Below are 19,712 nucleotides of genomic sequence, written 5' to 3'. Positions count from 1 at the left end.
TTTACATCCAATGCTTATAGGGAACTTTTGAATTGTTCCAAAAACCGAATATCATTTTCACTCAATAAACGTATGTCGCTGATCTGATGCAGCAAAAGGGCGATCCTATCTATACCCATTCCAAAGGCGAAGCCTGAATAGATTTCTGGGTCAATATTGCAGTTTTTAAGGACATTTGGGTCTACCATCCCACAGCCCATAATCTCCAACCATCCGGTACCTTTGGTCATTTTATAATCGGTTTCGGTTTCCAGCCCCCAATAAACGTCAACTTCCGCACTGGGTTCGGTAAATGGAAAATAGGAGGGGCGTAACCGAATCTTGGACTTTCCAAAAAGTTCCGTGGTGAAGTACTGCAGGGTCTGTTTTAAATCGGCAAAAGAGACATCCTTATCGATATATAGTCCTTCCACCTGATGAAAAAAGCAATGGGACCGCGCAGATATTGCCTCGTTCCTGTAAACCCTTCCAGGGGAAATCGTTCTAATGGGCGGTTTGTTGTTTTCCATATACCGCACCTGAACCGAGGAGGTATGTGTCCTGAGTAGAATATCCGGATTCGTTTGCACAAAAAAGGTGTCCTGCATATCGCGTGCAGGATGATACTCCGGGAGGTTCAGGGCCGTAAAGTTGTGCCAATCATCTTCAATTTCAGGTCCTTCCGAAACATTGAACCCTATTCTTGAAAAAATATCTATAATCTTGTTCTTGACAATGGAAATGGGATGTCTTGCGCCCAATTCGGTGGGGTTACCGGGTCGCGTAAGATCGCCAAAAAGTTTTTCTTCGGATGCGTTTTGCTCCAAGGCCTGTTTCAAGAGCTCCACCTTTTCCGTAGCGGCCTGTTTTAATTGGTTGATGGTTTGGCCAAATTCCTTTTTTTGCTCGTTAGGAACATTCTTGAACTCTGCAAAAAAATCGTTCAAGACCCCTTTCTTGCCCAAATATTTTATTCTAAATGCCTCTACGGCATCCAGATTGTCAGTGGTGAAAGAGGATACTTCTGCAATTTGTTCCTTGATTTTATCAATCATAATGCTTGATTAAAGCCGCAAATTTAAAACTTTTAAAAAAGGTGGAATGTGTTTTTGGGGATTAAGATATGCAACCAAGGTAAATTGAAAGGAGTCAATCCAAATGATATATTTCCATAATTTCCTTTAGAATCCCCTCAAAATCGATATTCAGGTCAATGAGTTCCCCGGAGTGTACATTAAATACCCAGCCGTGCACCGTAAGTTCCCTTTGCCTATATGCTTTTTGTACCACCGCCGTTTTTATAAGGTTCACACACTGTTCCTGAACATTCAGCTCTACAAGTCGGTCGTATTTTTTTTCTTCATCCTCTATGGTGTTCAGTTCATCCTTATGGATTCTATACACATCTCGAATGCATCGCAACCATGGATTTAGTATGCCCAGATCGGCCGATTGCATAGCGGCTTTTACGCCGCCACACGCGTAATGACCACAGACTACAAGGTGACTTACCTTGAGATGCTCTACGGCATATTCCACGACGGACATGGTATTCAGGTCTATGTTAATGACCATATTGGCAATATTCCTATGAACGAACACTTCACCGGGATTAAGCCCCATAAGTTCCTCTGCGGTAACCCGGCTATCGGCACAACCTATATATAAAAACTCAGGATTCTGGCCTTTGCCCAGTTCATTGAAGTAATTGGGCTGCAAGGACAGTTTGTCCTGAATCCACTTTTTATTGTTCTCGAATATCCTGTCTAAATAGTTGGAGGCCATAGAAATCAATTGTTCTTTGGAAAGATAACCTATTCTTACATGTATCGGCCTCAAATCTTAGTCTTGGCCTTCTTTAAAAGCGCTATTTTTCAGTAAAATTCTACGGATCCGGAAGATATATCGTACATGGCTCCTACGATCATTATTTCGCCATGTTCCTCCATTTCCGCGAGGACCCTGCTACGCTGTCTGATATTTTCTATCGTAATTTCAACGTTTTTTGCGGCTACAGCATCCACAAATTCCAAATTTTTGGAATTTCTTTTGCTTTCGTCCACGGGTTCCTTAACGGCGGCCACTGCAGGTTCTATCTTATTTATCAAAGCCGTTAGGTTCCCCAATCTGGCATGATCGCAAGCCCCTTTTATGGCACCGCAACTCGTATGGCCCAAAACGACAATTAGCTTTGTCCCAGCCAATTTGCAGGCAAACTCCATACTCCCCAAAATATCCTCGTTCACAAAATTTCCGGCGATCCTCACACTGAAAATATCTCCCAATCCTTGATCAAAGACCAGTTCTGCGGACACCCTGGAGTCGATACAGCTTAAAATCGTAGCAAAGGGAAATTGTCCTTCGCTGGTATCGTTGACCTGCTCCAAAAGATTGCGGTTCGCTTTTAGGTTATTCTGAAAACGCTGATTGCCTTCCTTTAAAAATTGCAATGACTTTTGTGGGGTCATTGTTGCTTGTGTTTCTTTGGTATGGGCTTTCATATCTTTTTAATTTTTATTAGGTAACATTGTAACCCGACTTTGGATCACTTTTAAAAAATTCGATAAAACTTGGCGGATTTTCAATAGTACCCCTTTTGGAATAAAGCTTTATGTCAATATTCCGTTCCTTGGCTTTCAATCTAAAGTCTTCCAATATTTCAATAATATCATAATCCAGATAGCGGGTCTTTAATTTATCTATTTCCAAGAAAGTGTTTTCCGGGATACTTTCCAATTCCTTTAAAATGGCTCCTTTGTTGAAAAAGGTGACCTCTTCAGCGAGTGTCAGTTTGATTATATTTTTCCCATCCTTATTTTTCTCTTTTTGTAAAAAATGGGAATTTTGGTAGCTTTTCAGAAGAATTACAAAAATACCTACACATAAACCTAGAGCAATTCCGATTAACAAATCAGTAAAAATGATTCCTAGGATTGTAATAAAAAAAGGTACTGACTGTTTCCAACCCAAACTATACATTTTTTTAAACAGGGCCGGTTTGGCCAATTTATAACCTACTATGAATAGGATGGCCGCTAACACAGAAAGGGGTATCATGTTTAGGAGTTTCGGGATAAGAATTACCGAGAACAAGAGGAAGAAACCGTGAATGATAGCCGAAAGTTTTGTTCGACCTCCTGATTGTATATTGGCGGAACTCCTTACGATCACTTGGGTAATAGGTAAGCCCCCAATCAATCCTGAAAAAATATTACCCATTCCTTGGGCCAAAAGCTCCCTGTTCGTTGGGGTTACATTTTTATAGGGATCTAGTTTATCAGTAGCTTCCACGCAAAGTAAGGTTTCCAAACTAGCTACTAATGCAATGGTAAAACCTGTCACCCAAATTTGGGGATTTGTAATTGCGGAAAAATTTGGAAAACTAAATTGAGCGAAAAAGGATGCAGCATCCTCGGGAACTGGAACAGTCACCAAATGTTTCTGGGAAATGGATAGAAATTCGTCATTTTTTGTAAGTAGATAAAATATAATACCAAGGGCAACGGCCACCAGAGGACCTTGTATCAGCGCGAATATTTTCCCCTTTTTAGAAAGAACTTTGTCCCATAAGATTAATATGGCCAATCCTATAATCGCAATCAGGGTAGCTCCCGGACTTATGTGGTCGATAGTATCGATAATTTCGGTAAAGGTATTATTGCCATCGGCTTGAATAAATGCCATATCACCCATTGGGTCTGGATCATATCCAAAAAAATGCGGTATTTGTTTCAAGATGATGATGATACCGATACCCGTCAACATTCCCTTGATTACGGAGGAAGGAAAATAATATCCAATGATACCGGCCTTCAAGAGCCCAAAAATCAATTGAATGACACCGCCAATGACAACGGCTACCAAAAAGTTCTGATATCCGCCGAGCGCTCCTATCGCCGTTAATACAATGGCCGCCAGACCCGCCGCCGGTCCGCTAACGCCAATATTGGAACCGCTTAGGGCGCCTACTACAATCCCGCCAATAATTCCCGCAATCAGGCCCGAGAATAAGGGTGCGCCACTTGCCAGGGCAATTCCCAAACAAAGGGGAAGTGCTACAAAGAATACCACGATACTCGCGGGTATATCGCTTTTTAAATGTTTGAACATGTTTTTTGAAATCTTTTAAAGTAGACCAAATAGGTGGTCAAGTGAATTTTTAAATCGTTATTTAACGGAAAGAAAATTTACACTTTTGGAGGAGGTAAGAATACTTCTTTAAAATTGGAAAGGATTAAACATGTATCATCTTTGGAGAAAGAATGTAATTTCCCAAATGCCAAAAAAGACATATCATTTTGAAGGTTGTTGTTTACAAAATGCTTTTCGGCAAACTCTATCGTGGTTTCATAATTTTCCTCTTCTTCATTAAAATCCATTACAATCTGTTCACCATCAAATAGCTCCATCAATGTGCCAATGGACGGTGCTAATATGGCAATCAATAAAGAAAATGACAAAAAGTAAACTACGAGTGATTTCAAATTTATTGGTCTGTTTTGACGAATATACTGAATATCTACTGAAGGTATACCTGTATGTCAGGTTTAATTGATTTTAAAAATCCTTTAAGACCTTAAGATCACTGGCAGGTATCCAACCCGTTTTGCCGTCGGCCAGCCTAATTTTTCGGTAGTTGTTGAGACTGTCCAAAACGTTTACCTTGGTGCCGGAGTGCAAGGTAAATATATCCTCACTAGAAGTATTGGGCTCCGAACGTACGTTCACCTCATCGGCAAAAATAATGGCGGGATTATCCGCCTGATAGGAACTGAACTCCACGGAAGCAAATACTATGAATACGATACAAAGGAACAATGCGATTAAACTTCCAATAAAGGCGAACCTTTTTCTAGTGGAATATTGATTGTAATAAAAGGCAATATAAAGGAGCACGAACAAAATCATGCAAAAAATGCTTGCGTAGGCCCATTGGTCAAAGGTTAACCGGGAGGTTATACTCTTATAAATGCGCGAAAGTCCGGTCTGGGGCAGCGTTTCTATGGCATCCAAGGTCATATTCTGGGCATAGGTCAGATTGGTTCGTACTTCTTGGTCGTCCGGATTCAACAAAAGCGATTTCTCGTAATAATAAATACTCTCCGGTATTTGGTTTAACTTGTAGTAGGCGTTCCCAAGGTTATAATACAAAGCTGCGGAGTGCTGATTGTTTTCCAAAATTTTATCGTACGCCTCAATAGCTTTTTCATACTCACCGTTGTTATAGGCTTCGGTAGCCTGATCAAACAAGTTGGTACCTTGTGAGTTCCCAAGGAATCCCATTAGTAGCATTAATATGGATAATTTTTTGATCATACCTACAATTGTTTATCCATTAAAGAAATTACCTCACTTGCCTTGTCGTAGTCCCTTTGCATTTCTACATTGGAGAATGGGCTATATCTGGCCGCCTCACAATTCTGTAGCAGTCCAATGAATTCGTATATAGTTGTTTCCTCTATACCCTTTTTGTTCAAAAGTTGGGAAATTTTATCCTTACTGAATTCAGAGGTTTCTATTTTTAGCTTGGCTTTCAGGTAATTGTGCAGGGCACGTTCCAAAGCTATATAGAACGCATCTTTGTTGCCAAGTTCCTTTCGGGCTGCGGAAAGATATTTTCTGGCCAATTTATTGGCGCGCTTTATCTTATTTCCCACTACATCTTCCGCGATGGCATCCCTTTTCTTCCGTAGGATTATCGCTAAGGGAATTAACAGTAAGGGTAGAAGGAGCCATAAATAATACCGTGTGGACCCAAAGAAATAAGAGGTTCCCATATTCGTAAGATTGGGGGAAAGCTTTATAAAATTGAATTGGCTCCCCGTAGTCACCACCTGCTGTTTGTTCGTTTGACCAATGGCCGAGTTGGAGAGGCTTCCACTATTATTGGGCCCCTCAAGTACATTGATGATGATTTCGTCCGAATTTAAGGTCTCGTATCGTTCCGTCTTCGGATTAAAAAAGCTAAAGGATATGGAAGGAATGGGATACTTGCCCCTAAAAGAAGGGACAATCGTATAACTATTGCTCACTTTTCCCTGCATGCCGCTGAGGTTCGTACGTACATCTTCGGTAAACTCTGGTTCATACACTTCCAAGGAGCTAGGAAGTTCTGGTTCCGGAAGCTTGAACAGTTTTAAATTTCCCTTACCGCTAACTTCAACGGTGGCCTGTAGGGATTCCGTCGCATTAAGTTCCGTTTTTGTTGTATTGACCGAAAAATCGAATTCACCCACAGCTCCGGTGAAATTTACCGGTTGATTGGTGGTAGGAAGGCTTTTTACGTTTATTACCCTGTTGCCGGCCGAAACGGTTTTATTGGTTTGGGAATAGATCCTGCCCCCAAAAAAGTCCCTTCTACTCGTTGGAACGTCCACGGTGACGTCCAAGGACAAGGGTTCAATTTCCAATTTCCCTGTTTTCTGCGGATAGAGCACCACTCTTTTTAGAACAACATATCGGTAAGGTTTACCTTGATAGGTACCATTTTGTGCTGTTAGCCTGGAGACTTTGATATCCTGACTCCAAAAGTTGTTGTAGGTAGGATTATCCAGAGGCTGATAGTTGGAAACACTGATGTTTGGGCTTACATAAAGTTTGTACACTACACTAATGGCTTCGTTGAGGTAGGGATTTGTTTTGGAAACCTCGGCCACCAGATGCAGGTTTTCATCGGCTACATCCTCTGCGGTCATCTGATCACTGGGCTTGTCCACAGCGGCCGTCACTTCTACTTCCTTAGGCAGGGATTTATAGGTTTTACCGGCAATAATGATGGTCGCCTGTTCAATAGTAAACTTTCCTTTGGCGGTGGGTGCCAAGGTATAGGAATAGGTTTTGGAATAGCTTCTTACACCATTAATCCAGGATGAACTTATGGATTGGGAAGGGCCCATTAAGACCCGGAACCCATTAAAATCTGGGGGATTGAAATTGTCCCCGTCCTTGTTCATGGTAAAATCTACACGAAGTCGCTCGTTCAATCCCAATTTTGGTTTGCTCAGCTGTATTTCAAAGGTAACGGCGTCGGCATCCTGCCCCTTCACTAAAAAGGAGAGAAAGAAAAAAGGAATTAGTATAATTAGCTTCTTGATCATGGACTCTTGCCTACCAGTCTTTTTCGTTCTTCACTTTTGCACCTTTTACCTTTTTGGCATCTATTTTCTCCTGAACCTGCTTTTCAGCGTTTTGCATCGCCCTTAAAAGGTTCTCTACCTGTTGCTTTGAGAGCTGGTTAGGTTTTCGTTGCGGTTGGTCCTGGGGTTGGTCGCCTTGCTCTGGTTTCTTGTTCTGCTCCTCTTTTTGGTCACCATCACCTTCTTTGTTCTCATCCTTCTTTTCGTCGCCCTTATCTCCCTCATTGCCATTTTCTCCCTGATCTTTGTTGTCCTGGTTTTGGTCCTCCTTATTGTCCCCGTCCTTATTTTGATCCTGGTCCTTTTTGTCCTCTTGGTCCTGCTGGTCCTTGTTCTCGTCGTTCTTGTCCTTGTTTTCCTCTTCCTCTTTTTTTTGCATTTCCTTGGCCAGGGCAAGATTGTATCGGGTTTCATCGTCCGTAGGGTCGTTTCTAAGGGCTTCTTTATAGGCTTCCACGGCTTTTGGGTAATCCTTGCGTTTCATGAACACATTCCCCATGTTGTGATATGCCTTGTGTTTATCCTTTTTCGATGTGGCGACCTCCCCTGCTTCCTTAAACCTTCCAAAGGCTTCGCTATAGGTTTCGTTATTGTAATAGGCAGTTCCTAAATTATAAGGAGCGGCCACATTTTCGGGGCTTTTGGCAATGGCCTGTCTGTAATCTACTTCGGCCTGCACAAAATTATTTTCGGAAAGGTTCTTGTTCCCATCCCATGTTAGGTTGGTAGAGGTCCTCAAGGCCCTCTCCTTTTCCTTTGCATCCTCTTCCTGTGAAAAAACGGAAACGGAAATGAAAAGGAGCAAAAATGTATAGATGAATTTTCCCATTTTATTCCGGATGTTTTTCGTTAAACAAATTGAGTTTCTTCAACCATTTTGTCTTGCGGTCCAAGATAAAAATTTCCAAAAATAGGAACAATAATCCAGCTCCCAGAAACCATTGAAATTGGTCCTTGTATTCCGCAAATTGTTTGGCCTCAAACTCTTTTTTATCCATTTGCAGCAATTCTTCCTTGATGAACTCTACAGCGGCATCCGTATTGGAACCGTCAATGTAGGCGCCATTGCCCTCATTGGATATTTCGGTCAACACTTCCTCGTTCAGTTTGGTAATGACCACAAGGCCTTGCGCATCCTTCTTGAGGGATTCCATAACGCCATTTCTTTTTATGGGGATGACAGATCCCTTTTCAGACCCCACACCTATGGTATAGATGGTGATTCCCTCATCTACGGCCTCCTCAACGGCACTCATGGTGGAATCTTCCGAATGGTCTTCCCCATCCGAAATTACGAAAAGGACCCTGTTGGTCTGTTCCTCGTCATCGTAGAACGTAGTGGCCAATTCTATCGCCTCGTTGATGGCCGTTCCTTGCGAAGTGAGCATATCCGTGTTCATGCTTTGTAGGAACATTTTGGCGGCCCCATAATCTGTAGTGATCGGCAATTGCGGAAAGGCCTGCCCGGCGTACGCTATTATTCCTATCCTGTCACTCGCCAATTGGTTTATAATTTCCGACACCAGTCGTTTTGCTTTTTCCAACCTGTTTGGTGCGATGTCCTCCGCCAACATACTTTTTGAGACGTCCACGGCAAAAACGATGTCCACACCTTCACGCTTTACGGTTTCCAATTTGGTGCCTATTTTGGGATTTACGAGTCCCATAATCAGGGCCGAAAGTCCCAAAAGAAAGAATATAAGCTTTAAGGTGCCCTTGTAATAGGATCTGCTAGGCGTCAATCGCTTTAATAAATTGGAATCCGCAAACTTTTTTTGGGTCCTTTTTTTCCAAATCAAAAGCAATAGAAAGATGACTATGATCACCGGTATGATGAACAATAGATAAAAATATATTTTTTCGTCTAACTGAATCATTTTCTAAATAAAGCTTCTAAATACCGTATTTCTCAAAACCCATTCCAAAAGTAACAGGGCACCTGCAAGCAATACCCAAGGTCTAAATTTCTCCTCGTATCGGTAATATTTGAATTCTTCAATATCCGTTTTTTCCAGTTTATTAATCTCCTCATAGATTTCTTCCAAGGTCTCATTGTCCGTTGCCCTAAAATATTTTCCGCCCGTAACCTCGGCAATGTTTTTCAATAGCTCCTCATCGATTTCCACTTGTCGCATCCCATACCTAAAGGAACCATCGGCATTATACGCTATGGGGGATAGGGCATTCCCATTAGTTCCCAGACCAATGGTGTACGTTTTAATGTCGAACTCTATGGCCAGATCTGCCGCGGTCTGAGGTTCGATAAACCCGGAATTGTTCACCCCATCGGTCAGAAGAATAATAATCTTACTTTTGGCCTTGCTTTCCTTCAACCTGTTTACGGATGTGGCCAGACCCATTCCAATGGCCGTGCCATCCTCCAGTTGCCCATAGGTTATTTCGTTCAGTGCATTGAGCACGATGTTTTTGTCCGTGGTAATGGGTGTTTTCGTATACCCTTCACCTGCATAGGCCACCAAACCGATACGGTCATTGGGCCTTTTTTTGATAAAATCCGCGGCCACTTCCTTGAGGGCGGATAGGCGATTTGGTTTAAGGTCCCTTGCCAACATACTGGAAGAGACGTCTATGGCCATAACAATGTCGATACCCCTTGTAGTTTTGGTACGGGTGGATATATCTTCCGTTTGCGGCCTTGCCATGGCGATAATGATGGCACTTAGGGCCAAAAGCCTTAGGACAAAAAGCCCCGGTTTTAACTTTGGTAGGAAACTTTTGTACTGAAAACTCTTGATCGTGGCTATTTTAAGGGCTGCAGTTTCTTCCTTACGTTTGAAAATATACCATACCAAGGCTAATGGCAGTACTAAAAAAAGCCAAAAGAATTCCGGATTTGCAAATGATATATTATCTAACATTTAAACATCTGTTTTTACTTCTACAGAGGAAAGAATCCTATCCACAATATCCTGTGCGTAGGTGTCATCTTCCAACCAGGTAAGGATTATGTTCTGTTGGAATCCCTTGCCCCCAAAGAGTAGTACGGTGTACTCGCCCTTTACCAATTGATTTGAATTTGGAACGGGAAAATCGCCGCTACCAAATACTTTGATGCCTTTTATACCACTAATGGTGGTGAACTCCTCCTGCTTTGTAATAATGTTCTTGGCACCTTGACTTTCAAAACCCTGTATAATCTGTTCGATGGTCTGCTCAAAGGGAGCTTCCATTTCTGGGTTCATGGTCACGGAAGTCGTCCCCACGGTAAAAAGCCCGATGGGGCTATGGTATGAAAAGGCCTGAATATCCTGAATGTTGGCCTTTGCCTCCGGAGGCAGTTTCACTTCTTGCCGCACCAAAACTTTTGGGGTTTCCAATATAATAGGGGGAAAACCATAGGAGCTGGAAATCCATTCCCCTTCCAATAATTCCTTGGTGGGGTGGCCAAGCACCGTATCCTTTAAATAGGTAAACCCGAATTTGAACCCAGCAATCAACACTCCCAGAACGATGACTCCTGCCAAGGTAGAAAGTCCAATAATGAGCTTTCTTTTCTGTTTTCTTCGGCCCAGTTCCTCCAAATATTCCGCTTGCTGCATCAATTCTTCTTCCGTTGGTTCAGGCAGGGCTTCGTGGGTTTTTACCACAATCTGCTCCACCAATTTTCGGTCTTGCTCCGCCACGGAGGTGGAAGGTTTTGTCCTGGCGAACTTTACCAGATCCGCCGTTTGAAGTATGTTCCTAAACTGTTGGATGGTTTCCTTGTCCAACTGCAATTCCCCGGAATCGCTCAAGAGTTCCAATCGCTCTATCAACTGGCCCGTAGTACTTTCCAAGGCTGCCACATGTGCCTCTTCTTCCAAATAGGCGCGAACAATGGTGGTCAATTCAGAATAATATTCCTTCAACTCATCCTGAATTAGGTATTTGGAATTTTCAAGTCGCTTGAGCTCCAAAAGCGCCCTGTCGTACGGAGGTAACAGAGCTTCTTTTTCTTCTTGGGTCAAGGGTCTTTTTCTGATAAAAAACCAATAAAAGAGTCCTCCAAGAGCCAACAGTATCAATAGCCCAAAGACCACATATTTCCACCAACCCATATAGCTTTTTTCAACATTGATCAAGGGTTTAATGTCGTACATCTTTTGGGCAATGGTATCCACTGGAACTGTTTCCACATGGATCATTGTGCTATCCGTAAAATAGCCTATGCCATTGATTTCGATGCGTTGGGTGGGCAGTTTATAGAACCCGGAGTCGAATTGGGTAAGGGTATATATTTTTTGGAGGGTAAGCCTGTCGTTTTTTCGTGTGGTATCCGTTGCGAACGCTTCTACGGTTTCCAATGGAGAAAAGGTCTGACCTTCTGGAAAGATTACCTGATCGGTAGAATCCACTTCCACGGAAACCTTCCATTGGACCTGTTCCCCAATTTTAATATACGTAGTGTCTACGGATGTCTTGATATTCGGATTTTCTTGGGCCTTTGTGGTTGAAAGGGACAAAATAAGACACACAAATGCCAGGAACCTTGCTATTTGCAATATTGGAAAATGTGTGGTTGAAATGATTCTCATTTTTTATCCTCTTCTTTTAAAATAGCCCAACAGCTTTTTTACATAGCTTTCGTCTACCCTACAATCCAAAACCCCGCAACCCGATTTTGTAAAGGTTTCCTTGAAATAATTGACCCGATCCCTGTAGTATTCCGCATAGGAATTGCGCACTTTCTTGGATTGGGTATTGATCAATTGCAATGCACCGGTCTCCGCATCCATCATTTGGACCAATCCTAGGTTTGGAATTTCTTCCTCGCGTTCGTCATATACCCGTATTCCCGTCACGTCATGTTTGTTGCCCGTAATTTTTAAGGTCTTCTCATAGTCGTCCGCAATAAAATCCGACAATACAAAAACGATCGCCTTTTTCTTCATTACATTGGTAAGGTATTTTAGGGCTTCGCCGATATCCGTTCTGTTGCTTTTAGGGGTAAATTCTAATAGCTCCCGTATGATTCGCAATACATGGGTCTTCCCCTTTTTTGGTGGGATGAAAAGTTCCACTTGGTCCGAAAATAAAAGTACCCCCACTTTATCGTTATTCTGTAAGGCACTAAAGGCCAATGTGGCCGATATTTCCGTAACTATTTCGTTTTTGAACTGATTTTTGGTGCCAAAAAATTCCGAACCGCTCACATCCACCATGAGCATCATGGTAAGTTCCCGTTCTTCCTCAAATACCTTTACAAAAGGCTCATTGTACCGCGCGGTCACGTTCCAATCGATACTTCTAACATCGTCCCCAAATTGATACTGCCGTACCTCGCTAAAAGTCATACCCCTTCCCTTGAACGTAGAATGGTATTCCCCACCAAAAATATGGTCGGACAGACGGCGTGTCTTGATTTCAATCTTACGTACTTTTTTGAGTAATTCCTTGGTATCCATTTGGTCTAGTAAACAGTTTTCAGCAAGCAGTATTCAGTAGGGAACACAATATTGTGTACTGCCAACCGCATCTGCCAACCGCCCACTTTTAAGGTACTTCTATCTCGTTTACGATTTTGTTGATGATTTCCTCAGAAGTAATGTTTTCGGCCTCCGCCTCATAGGTAATGCCTATTCTATGTCTTAGAACATCGTGGACTACGGCCCTAACATCTTCCGGAACAACATAGCCCCTTCGTTTGATAAAGGCATAACATTTTGCCGCTACGCCTAAGTTGATACTTCCCCTGGGAGAGGCACCGAAACTGATTAGGGGTTTTAATTTTTCAAGGTTATATTTTTCAGGGTAACGGGTAGCGAAAATGATATCGAGAATGTATTTTTCAATTTTTTCGTCCATGTATACTTCCCTAACCGTCTTTTGTGCACTCAAGATCTGATTTAAGGAAACCACGGGCTTTACGCTTTCAAATCCACCTAAAAGATTCTGGCGCATGATCAACTGTTCCTCGTTCATTTTAGGGTAGTCGATAACTGTTTTCAACATAAAACGGTCTACCTGTGCTTCGGGTAAGGGATAGGTCCCTTCCTGTTCAACCGGGTTTTGCGTGGCCATAACCAGAAAAGGTTTGTCCAGAATAAAGGTTTCGTCACCTATGGTCACCTGTTTTTCCTGCATGGCCTCCAATAAGGCCGACTGTACCTTTGCGGGAGCCCTGTTGATCTCATCGGCCAAGACAAAATTGGCAAAAATGGGACCTTTTTTTATGGAGAAATCGTTCTCTTTTATATTGTAGATGAGTGTACCCACAACGTCTGCGGGAAGTAGATCCGGGGTAAACTGTATCCTACTAAAACTTCCCTTTACTGCCTTGGCCAAGGTGTTGATTGCCAAAGTCTTTGCCAGACCGGGAACACCTTCCAAAAGGATATGCCCCTGCCCCAACAGGCCAATCAGAAGGCGCTCAACCATGTGTTTCTGACCAACGATGACTTTGTTCATTTCAAGAACAAGTAAATCAATAAATGCGCTTTCCTGTGCTATTTTCTCATTGACCGCACTTATGCCTACAGTTGTATTTTCTTTCATGTATCAGATACTATTTCGCGAAATTTAGCTAAAAATTTAACAGTTGTGCAAATTGAAAATTAATTGGTTGAGTAGCTGTTAACGATTGGTTAAAAAATGGTAGAAGGCCCTATTTTTGTGAAGTATTTATGGTATTTCTTTTTAATTTAACTTCTTTATGAACAGCACTACGGAATATTCCAAAATTATTGCAGGTACCATGACCTGGGGCAAATGGGGGAAAAGGCTTACAACCGACGAAATGGTACGCTTGATGAACCATTGCGTGGATCTTGGTATTACCACATTTGATCATGCGGATATCTATGGCGATTACACCACCGAGGCGGATTTTGGCGCGGCCTTTTCAAAAAGCGGCATACAAAGGGAAAACGTTCAATTTATCAGTAAATGCGGAATCCAGTTCAAGGTTGAATCCAGGAACAACAAGGTAAAGCACTATAATTACGACAGTGAATATATAATTTGGTCCGTGGAGCAGTCCTTACGGAAACTGAACACAGAGTATCTGGACCTACTTTTGTTGCATCGACCGAGTCCCCTTATGGATCCGGAGGAGATTTCACTTGCCATATCCAAACTAAAACAGGAGGGAAAAATCAAGCAATTTGGGGTTTCCAATTTTAGCCCATCACAAATAAAATTATTGGAAACCAAAGTGAAGGTTGAAGGGAATCAAGTGGAATGCTCCCTTACCAGCAACGATGTTATGGATAACGGCACCCTTGTTGATTGTATCATTAACGGCCGTATGGCCATGGCATGGAGTCCGTTGGGCACGTATTTCAGAAAATCATCTGACCGTACCAAGCGCATCCAAAAGATAATCGACCAATTGGCGCCAAAATATAATGCCACTGAAGACCAATTGTTGCTTGCCTGGGTATTACGACATCCGGCAGGCATCCGCCCCGTGGTAGGAACGGCCAACGAAGTCCGACTTGCTCTGGCGATCAAGGCCTTGGAAATCCAAATGGAATTGGAGGATTGGTTTCTTTTAATGGAAGCGAGCAATGGCAGTGAAGTAGCATAAAATTAAATATAATGGGAAAAACAGCATTTATTACTGGGGCGACCAGTGGCATTGGAAAGGCAACGGCAACGTATTTTGCGAATAACGGTATAAATCTGATCCTTTGTGGAAGGCGCGATAATCGGCTAAAAAGCCTTCAGGAAGAACTTTCGAGGAAGGTGAAAGTGCACACACTCTGTTTTGATGTAAGGGATAAGGAATCCGTGAAAAATGCGGTAGCGTCCCTGCCCGATGCTTTTTCAAAAATTGATATTCTAATCAACAACGCGGGAAACGCCCATGGCCTGGACCCCATTGAGGAAGGCTCTTTGGACGATTGGGATGCCATGATGGATATCAACGTGAAGGGCCTCCTTTATGTTTCCAAGGCCATTTTACCGCAAATGATCGAGAGAAAAGAAGGTCATATTATCAATATAGGTTCTACGGCCGGTAAGGAAGTGTATCCCAAAGGAAATGTCTATTGTGCCAGCAAGCATGCGGTAGATGCCATTAATCAGGGAATGCGCATCGACTTGAACCAATACGGTATTCGAGTAGGAGCCGTAAATCCCGGACTAGTAGAAACCGAATTCAGCAATGTTAGGTTCAAGGGCGACGAAGAACGTGCGCACAATGTCTACAAAGGTTTCCAGCCTTTAACTCCTGAAGACATCGCCGATATTATTCACTTTGTGGTAACAAGACCCTATCACGTAAATATTGCAGATCTCGTGGTAATGCCTACTGCCCAGGCATCTTCCACCATAGTCAATAAGCAGGTATGATCAATAAACGCCTACTTGTAAAAAACTTGCTCGCCCACAATGATGAAAATAGTTTTTACGACAAAAAGCGTTTTATTGCCATTGGGGAAAAGGAGGGAAAGGCCAAATTCCTGAAGCATGTTTGCGCCTTGGCAAACAGCAATCCAAAAAATAATTCTTTCATTGTTGTTGGTGTCGAGGATGAGGATAACACCATTGTGGGGGTAGATTTTTTCGATGATAGCAAGATTCAAAACTTAGTAAACGCCTACCTAGAAAACCCGCCCATTATTTCCTATGAGAACATTCCCTTTCCCCATTTAAAGGAGGGAAAGGTTGTTGGTCTGGTGACCATCAGGTCCATAGGGAAGGTATGTGCCCTGCGCAAGAATATATGGAAGTATTACGGGGGTTCCGTGTTTTTTAGGGAGGGCAGCATAAGTTTGCCCAAAGCCTATGGCGTAGAACTAAAGGACATAAATTCCAAAACCGTTGAAACCATAGAACAACATGCCAGAAACAACATAGAACTCACCTTGGACGGGGTCATCGATTTTTTGAACAATCGGCACAAGGACCTGGAAAGTGACTATAAAGTTTTTAAGGAGCAATTTGTGGTCTGTTGGGCAGGAAATACAAAAGTGGTAAAAGGCCAAACCTATTATTACAGGGTGGATATCGAATTGATCAACGAGCAGGTAAAGTTGTTTTATTCGGATTTGGATGAAGTAACCATCGATTATGACGACAATTCATTCTCCACCATGGAGTATGTGCATTTAGGATTGGGTTCCAAACAAAAATATTATCCCTTGGAAAAGGTGGTTATTCGTTTTAATGATAACGGCACCTATAAAATCGAGTCGAAATTATTGTTCGAACCGCCTCAATATGATAAAAAAACCCTGTTCCATGTCTATAACAGCAGCAAGTCCCTGATTTCAAAGATCAAGAACGACACGCCCCTGAATTCCATGGAAAATGAAGACCTTAATTATTTGGCCGATACTTTCCTAATTTGTTATTTGAACGGTTTTGAGGAAGCCCGTGATCAAATGGACCTGGCCAAGAACTTGGTAAAAAACAAGTACCCAAAAACGTATACTTCCTTAAAGGAGGCTTTGAGAATCCTGAGAAAGGTGAAATACAATTAATTAAACGTTCGTTATCCAATAATGGCCAAAGGGCTTTAAATAAAAGTCCTTGTTCCCGTTAAGGGTCATTGGATTTCCTGTAAGCAGGTCTATAGATGCCTCCCCGGTAAGAATACCATTTGAAAGCAGCCAAGCAACATCCAGGGACTGTGAAACTTCGTCAAAGTTTGAAAATACCCAAATCGATTTTCCTGCATCTTTTCGTTCAAAAACAAAAATGTGAGGATTGGGGGTGTCATGGATGACGGTATTATTATGGTCCGCAAAGACTTCTTGGTCCTTACGTATAGCGATCATTTTTCGTAATGTTTTGTAAACAACACTGGCAGGTCCATTGGACGTATCAAGTTTTTTGACGACCTCCCAATCCTGTTTAGGTCTATTGACCCATCGGCTATCGTTTTTGAAATCTTCATCCTCCAGGAACGAATAGTCGTTCAAGGTCGCGATTTCGTCTCCGGCATAAATCAGCGGAATGCCGCCAAACGACAAAATGATGCCATGCATCATTATAATTTTATCCACGGCATAGGAGACGCTTATTTCGTTTTTTTGTTCAAGGGCGGATTCCAGACCCAAGAGCGATGCGGCACTTCCCGTGATACGCCCGTCCCCATTTTTTGGGTTATACATGAACATAAGGCCTTTTGCGGGCGACCACTCCAACCTGCCACAATAGTAATTGAGGATAAACTGTTTGTGGGGAAACGGTTCCCAACCCATTTCACGTACAAAATCGTCGTCATAGCCCAATCCAATATCATCATGGCAACGGATGTAATTGATCCAAGTACAATCAATGGGCTTATTGGGTACTCCATTTAGGCTACGGATCATCAAGGAACTTTTCTTGGTTGCGATGGAGTTCCATAAAAGTGCCATTAAGGAAGCATTGTAAGCTATTTCACACTCGTTTCCTTCAAACTGGTTCTCACCGAAGTATTTTAGGATATTGCGCGGTGCAACAATGGCTTCTGCCAAAAGAATGACTCCGGGAGCGATTACCTGTAGGCACATTCTAAAGAGTGAGATCAGGGTGTGTGCTTCGGGAAGGTTCTGGGAAATGGTCCCCAGTTTTTTCCATAAAAAGGCCAGGGCATCAAATCGTATGACATCCACTCCCATGTTCGCAAGGGCCATGAGATTCCCCAGCATTTCCAAAAAAACTTCCGGGTTTCTATAGTTGAGGTCCCATTGATACTTATTGAAAACGGTCATTACCCATTTTTCCATCTCCGGGATATAGGTAAAGTTACCGGGAGCCGATTCCGGAAAGATTTCCGGTAAGTTTTTTTCGTACTCATCGGGAATAGTCCTGTCGTCAAAAGTGTAATAATAATCCTGATATTTTTTATGCCCCTTTTTGGCTTTCTTGGCCCATTCAAATTCATCAGAAGTATGGTTGACCACAAAGTCCAACATCAAGAAGATATTCTTTTCACGGGCTTTTTGGGAAAGTTCCATAAAGTCTTCCCGGGTACCATATCTTGGGTCTATTTCATGATAACTATTTACGGCATAGCCTCCATCGTTCTCTCCCTTGGGCCGAGTTGTTATTGGCATTAAATGGAGAAAGTTTACCCCCAAATCCTGGAAATAGGGCAACCTGTCCTGTAAGCCCTTTAGGTCCTTGCTAAAACGATCCACATACAATTGCATGCCCACGAGTTTCTCGCTTTGGTACCAATTACCCTCCTGCAATCGCTCCAAGTCCTGTTTTTTCAACGCATCAGGGCGTTCTTTAAAGAGCAGATCCAATTTTGTGGGGAGCTTTTTGGAGAAATATGAGGTATCAGACGCTGGATAAAGCGCAAAAAATAAGTCCTTAATGTAAGTTAGGTTGGTATGGAACCTTTGTTGGAATAATTCGGTGGGTGTTTTCTTGGCCCTTCCAAGTACCTTTTTGGAGGCCAATAATTGGTGCAAGGCAGCCTGGTTCATTCTAAAAATCTAATTGTTTTTGGGTTGGCAAGGATTCTATCGCGCCAAAATTCGTCGTTGTAATGGCGCCGGCCTTGTTGGCCTTGGACACTATTTGGGTAAGTTCTTCCTCACTTTCCAGTAAGGTCTCCAAACTATCGTGTTCCGCAATCTGTTTCAACATACAACCTATAAAGGCATCCCCTGCTCCGGTCGTGTCCACAGGGGTCACTTCAATGCTTGGGATTGTTTTTCTAAAGTGATTGGTGCTCAATAAAGTGCCTTCCTTTCCCAAGGTCACAACGATGATGGCCACCCCAGTATCATGGAGGAAGGCGCAGGCTTCGTCCATGTCCCTTTTCCCCGATAGTAACCGTGCCTCTTCCAGACTGAATTTCCCCAGATGTGATTTTTGTATAAAGGGCATGCATTTTTTAATAAAGGCCTCCTCTTTGTTCTTCCAAAGGTCTACCCTGTAATTGGGGTCAAAACTTATGAAGGAGTCTTTGGTAAGGGCATCAAAAAAATAGCGGCTATAGGCTTCTTCCAAATTACCGCCCAGCATGGCCGTAGCCGCCCCAAAATGGACCATGTTGTTCTTGAATTCCTTTTTTAGGGAAGAGTCGTATTTCAACTCCTTGTCCGCACCGCGGCTAAAAACAAAATCGCGCTCACCATCCTCATCGATGGATACAAAGGCCAAGGTGGTAAAGACTTCGGATTTCTGGGCCATGGAGGTATCCACTTTGTTCTCTTCCAGGATGTTCAACAAGAAATCCCCAAAGGGATCATCCCCCACACAACCTACGAATACACTTTTGCCTTCCAATTTGCTTATGGCACAGGCCACATTGGCCGGGGCACCGCCCGCCTTTTTTGTAAATTCCTTGGCTACCGATAAGTTTTTGCCTTGGTTTTCGGCCACAAAATCTATGAGTAGTTCACCGATGCAAAATACTTTCTTCATTTATTCATTGTATTGATGGACGTTCATTGCACAAAGCATTAAATTCCTTTTAACCGAGGGCCTTTTCATAGTTCGCACTTCAAATATTCCCGTCCGCTACTATTACAAAACGTCATCGTGGTTTGGAAATTTGAATTTCTAAGGTAATCAGAAAAAATAGCTTCAAGTAAATTTTGTTGTGAATAATTGAATATGGAAGGTTTGTTCTCCAAATAAAACCGATTTTTTCTGGGGAATCACTGGTTAGAAGGATACTATTTTTTGCGGGGATTCCATTTAATC

18 protein-coding genes are annotated in these 19,712 nt (G+C 42.5%); 3 read left to right on the top strand and 15 right to left on the bottom strand.

What is annotated here, in order from left to right:
• Positions 1–14: 14 nt before the first annotated feature.
• From pheS to ACZ41C_RS06405, 13 genes are all read right to left on the bottom strand, one after another.
• Positions 15–1,034 carry a phenylalanine--tRNA ligase subunit alpha gene (gene pheS, locus ACZ41C_RS06465; RefSeq protein ID WP_138256794.1) on the bottom strand — a complete coding sequence of 340 codons (1,020 nt, stop codon included), beginning with the start codon at positions 1,032–1,034 and terminating at the stop codon, positions 15–17.
• 94 nt (positions 1,035–1,128) lie between these two features.
• Positions 1,129–1,764, bottom strand: a complete 636-nt coding sequence (locus ACZ41C_RS06460; RefSeq protein ID WP_138256795.1) for a carbonic anhydrase — start codon at positions 1,762–1,764, stop codon at positions 1,129–1,131.
• 89 nt (positions 1,765–1,853) lie between these two features.
• Positions 1,854–2,480 (bottom strand): carbonic anhydrase family protein, encoded by a 627-nt coding sequence (locus ACZ41C_RS06455; protein WP_138256796.1) that lies wholly within the window; start codon positions 2,478–2,480, stop codon positions 1,854–1,856.
• Between the two features lie 16 nt (positions 2,481–2,496).
• Positions 2,497–4,089, bottom strand: a complete 1,593-nt coding sequence (locus ACZ41C_RS06450; protein WP_464564989.1) for a SulP family inorganic anion transporter — start codon at positions 4,087–4,089, stop codon at positions 2,497–2,499.
• 77 nt (positions 4,090–4,166) lie between these two features.
• A complete protein-coding gene (locus ACZ41C_RS06445; RefSeq protein WP_138256798.1) occupies positions 4,167–4,463 on the bottom strand; it encodes a hypothetical protein in 297 nt (98 codons plus the stop codon).
• 73 nt (positions 4,464–4,536) lie between these two features.
• Positions 4,537–5,295 (bottom strand): SH3 domain-containing protein, encoded by a 759-nt coding sequence (locus tag ACZ41C_RS06440; RefSeq protein WP_464564988.1) that lies wholly within the window; start codon positions 5,293–5,295, stop codon positions 4,537–4,539.
• Positions 5,296–5,297: 2 nt separating this feature from the next.
• The gene (locus ACZ41C_RS06435) at positions 5,298–7,076 is read right to left on the bottom strand and encodes a BatD family protein (protein WP_138256800.1); all 1,779 of its coding nucleotides are present in this window, start codon (positions 7,074–7,076) and stop codon (positions 5,298–5,300) included.
• A 10-nt stretch (positions 7,077–7,086) separates the two neighbouring features.
• Complete coding sequence (locus tag ACZ41C_RS06430; RefSeq protein WP_464564987.1) at positions 7,087–7,944, bottom strand: tetratricopeptide repeat protein; 858 nt, start codon at positions 7,942–7,944, stop codon at positions 7,087–7,089.
• Between the two features lies 1 nt (position 7,945).
• Positions 7,946–8,992 (bottom strand): VWA domain-containing protein, encoded by a 1,047-nt coding sequence (locus ACZ41C_RS06425; RefSeq protein WP_138256802.1) that lies wholly within the window; start codon positions 8,990–8,992, stop codon positions 7,946–7,948.
• Between the two features lie 3 nt (positions 8,993–8,995).
• On the bottom strand, positions 8,996–9,994 hold the full coding sequence (locus tag ACZ41C_RS06420) for a vWA domain-containing protein (protein ID WP_464564986.1): 999 nt from the start codon (positions 9,992–9,994) through the stop codon (positions 8,996–8,998).
• Positions 9,995–11,650 (bottom strand): hypothetical protein, encoded by a 1,656-nt coding sequence (locus ACZ41C_RS06415; RefSeq protein ID WP_464564985.1) that lies wholly within the window; start codon positions 11,648–11,650, stop codon positions 9,995–9,997.
• A gap of 3 nt (positions 11,651–11,653) precedes the next feature.
• Positions 11,654–12,520: a DUF58 domain-containing protein gene (locus tag ACZ41C_RS06410; protein WP_272636007.1), complete on the bottom strand. Its 867-nt coding sequence runs from the start codon at positions 12,518–12,520 to the stop codon at positions 11,654–11,656.
• A gap of 88 nt (positions 12,521–12,608) precedes the next feature.
• Complete coding sequence (locus tag ACZ41C_RS06405; RefSeq protein WP_464564984.1) at positions 12,609–13,610, bottom strand: AAA family ATPase; 1,002 nt, start codon at positions 13,608–13,610, stop codon at positions 12,609–12,611.
• A 157-nt stretch (positions 13,611–13,767) separates the two neighbouring features.
• Between ACZ41C_RS06405 and ACZ41C_RS06400 the strand changes: the two genes are divergently transcribed.
• The 3 genes from ACZ41C_RS06400 to ACZ41C_RS06390 are packed head-to-tail and all read left to right on the top strand — an operon-like array spanning position 13,768 to position 16,543.
• The gene (locus ACZ41C_RS06400) at positions 13,768–14,643 is read left to right on the top strand and encodes an aldo/keto reductase (protein ID WP_464564983.1); all 876 of its coding nucleotides are present in this window, start codon (positions 13,768–13,770) and stop codon (positions 14,641–14,643) included.
• An 11-nt stretch (positions 14,644–14,654) separates the two neighbouring features.
• Positions 14,655–15,410, top strand: coding sequence for an SDR family NAD(P)-dependent oxidoreductase (locus ACZ41C_RS06395; protein WP_138256808.1), 756 nt, complete (start codon positions 14,655–14,657; stop codon positions 15,408–15,410).
• Positions 15,407–16,543 carry a DUF5929 domain-containing protein gene (locus tag ACZ41C_RS06390; RefSeq protein ID WP_464564982.1) on the top strand — a complete coding sequence of 379 codons (1,137 nt, stop codon included), beginning with the start codon at positions 15,407–15,409 and terminating at the stop codon, positions 16,541–16,543. The genes ACZ41C_RS06395 and ACZ41C_RS06390 overlap by 4 nt, the downstream gene beginning before the upstream one ends.
• Here the strand turns inward: ACZ41C_RS06390 and ACZ41C_RS06385 are convergent, their stop codons facing one another.
• Both ACZ41C_RS06385 and ACZ41C_RS06380 read right to left on the bottom strand, forming a co-directional pair.
• Positions 16,544–18,484, bottom strand: a complete 1,941-nt coding sequence (locus ACZ41C_RS06385) for an alpha-amylase family protein (protein WP_464564981.1) — start codon at positions 18,482–18,484, stop codon at positions 16,544–16,546.
• Between the two features lies 1 nt (position 18,485).
• Positions 18,486–19,430: a carbohydrate kinase family protein gene (locus ACZ41C_RS06380; RefSeq protein WP_464564980.1), complete on the bottom strand. Its 945-nt coding sequence runs from the start codon at positions 19,428–19,430 to the stop codon at positions 18,486–18,488.
• Between the last annotated feature and the right edge of the window lie 282 nt (positions 19,431–19,712).

This window comes from Maribacter sp. C-4077, from assembly GCF_055378385.1.
The sequence above is the reverse complement of the archived record's forward strand: the minus strand, read 5'-3'. Positions and strand labels throughout refer to the sequence as shown.

What these genes read in the sequence shown, in the direction of transcription:
- ACZ41C_RS06385 (WP_464564981.1), bottom strand. Translation starts at nt 18,484, where the DNA reads ATGAACCAGGCTGCCTTGCACCAATTATTGGCCTCCAAAAAGGTACTT.
- ACZ41C_RS06380 (WP_464564980.1), bottom strand. Translation starts at nt 19,430, where the DNA reads ATGAAGAAAGTATTTTGCATCGGTGAACTACTCATAGATTTTGTGGCC.
- pheS (WP_138256794.1), bottom strand. Translation starts at nt 1,034, where the DNA reads ATGATTGATAAAATCAAGGAACAAATTGCAGAAGTATCCTCTTTCACC.
- ACZ41C_RS06395 (WP_138256808.1), top strand. Translation starts at nt 14,655, where the DNA reads ATGGGAAAAACAGCATTTATTACTGGGGCGACCAGTGGCATTGGAAAG.
- ACZ41C_RS06410 (WP_272636007.1), bottom strand. Translation starts at nt 12,520, where the DNA reads ATGGATACCAAGGAATTACTCAAAAAAGTACGTAAGATTGAAATCAAG.
- ACZ41C_RS06400 (WP_464564983.1), top strand. Translation starts at nt 13,768, where the DNA reads ATGAACAGCACTACGGAATATTCCAAAATTATTGCAGGTACCATGACC.
- ACZ41C_RS06415 (WP_464564985.1), bottom strand. Translation starts at nt 11,650, where the DNA reads ATGAGAATCATTTCAACCACACATTTTCCAATATTGCAAATAGCAAGG.
- ACZ41C_RS06450 (WP_464564989.1), bottom strand. Translation starts at nt 4,089, where the DNA reads ATGTTCAAACATTTAAAAAGCGATATACCCGCGAGTATCGTGGTATTC.
- ACZ41C_RS06460 (WP_138256795.1), bottom strand. Translation starts at nt 1,764, where the DNA reads ATGGCCTCCAACTATTTAGACAGGATATTCGAGAACAATAAAAAGTGG.
- ACZ41C_RS06440 (WP_464564988.1), bottom strand. Translation starts at nt 5,295, where the DNA reads ATGATCAAAAAATTATCCATATTAATGCTACTAATGGGATTCCTTGGG.
- ACZ41C_RS06455 (WP_138256796.1), bottom strand. Translation starts at nt 2,480, where the DNA reads ATGAAAGCCCATACCAAAGAAACACAAGCAACAATGACCCCACAAAAG.
- ACZ41C_RS06430 (WP_464564987.1), bottom strand. Translation starts at nt 7,944, where the DNA reads ATGGGAAAATTCATCTATACATTTTTGCTCCTTTTCATTTCCGTTTCC.
- ACZ41C_RS06425 (WP_138256802.1), bottom strand. Translation starts at nt 8,992, where the DNA reads ATGATTCAGTTAGACGAAAAAATATATTTTTATCTATTGTTCATCATA.
- ACZ41C_RS06435 (WP_138256800.1), bottom strand. Translation starts at nt 7,076, where the DNA reads ATGATCAAGAAGCTAATTATACTAATTCCTTTTTTCTTTCTCTCCTTT.
- ACZ41C_RS06420 (WP_464564986.1), bottom strand. Translation starts at nt 9,994, where the DNA reads ATGTTAGATAATATATCATTTGCAAATCCGGAATTCTTTTGGCTTTTT.
- ACZ41C_RS06405 (WP_464564984.1), bottom strand. Translation starts at nt 13,610, where the DNA reads ATGAAAGAAAATACAACTGTAGGCATAAGTGCGGTCAATGAGAAAATA.
- ACZ41C_RS06390 (WP_464564982.1), top strand. Translation starts at nt 15,407, where the DNA reads ATGATCAATAAACGCCTACTTGTAAAAAACTTGCTCGCCCACAATGAT.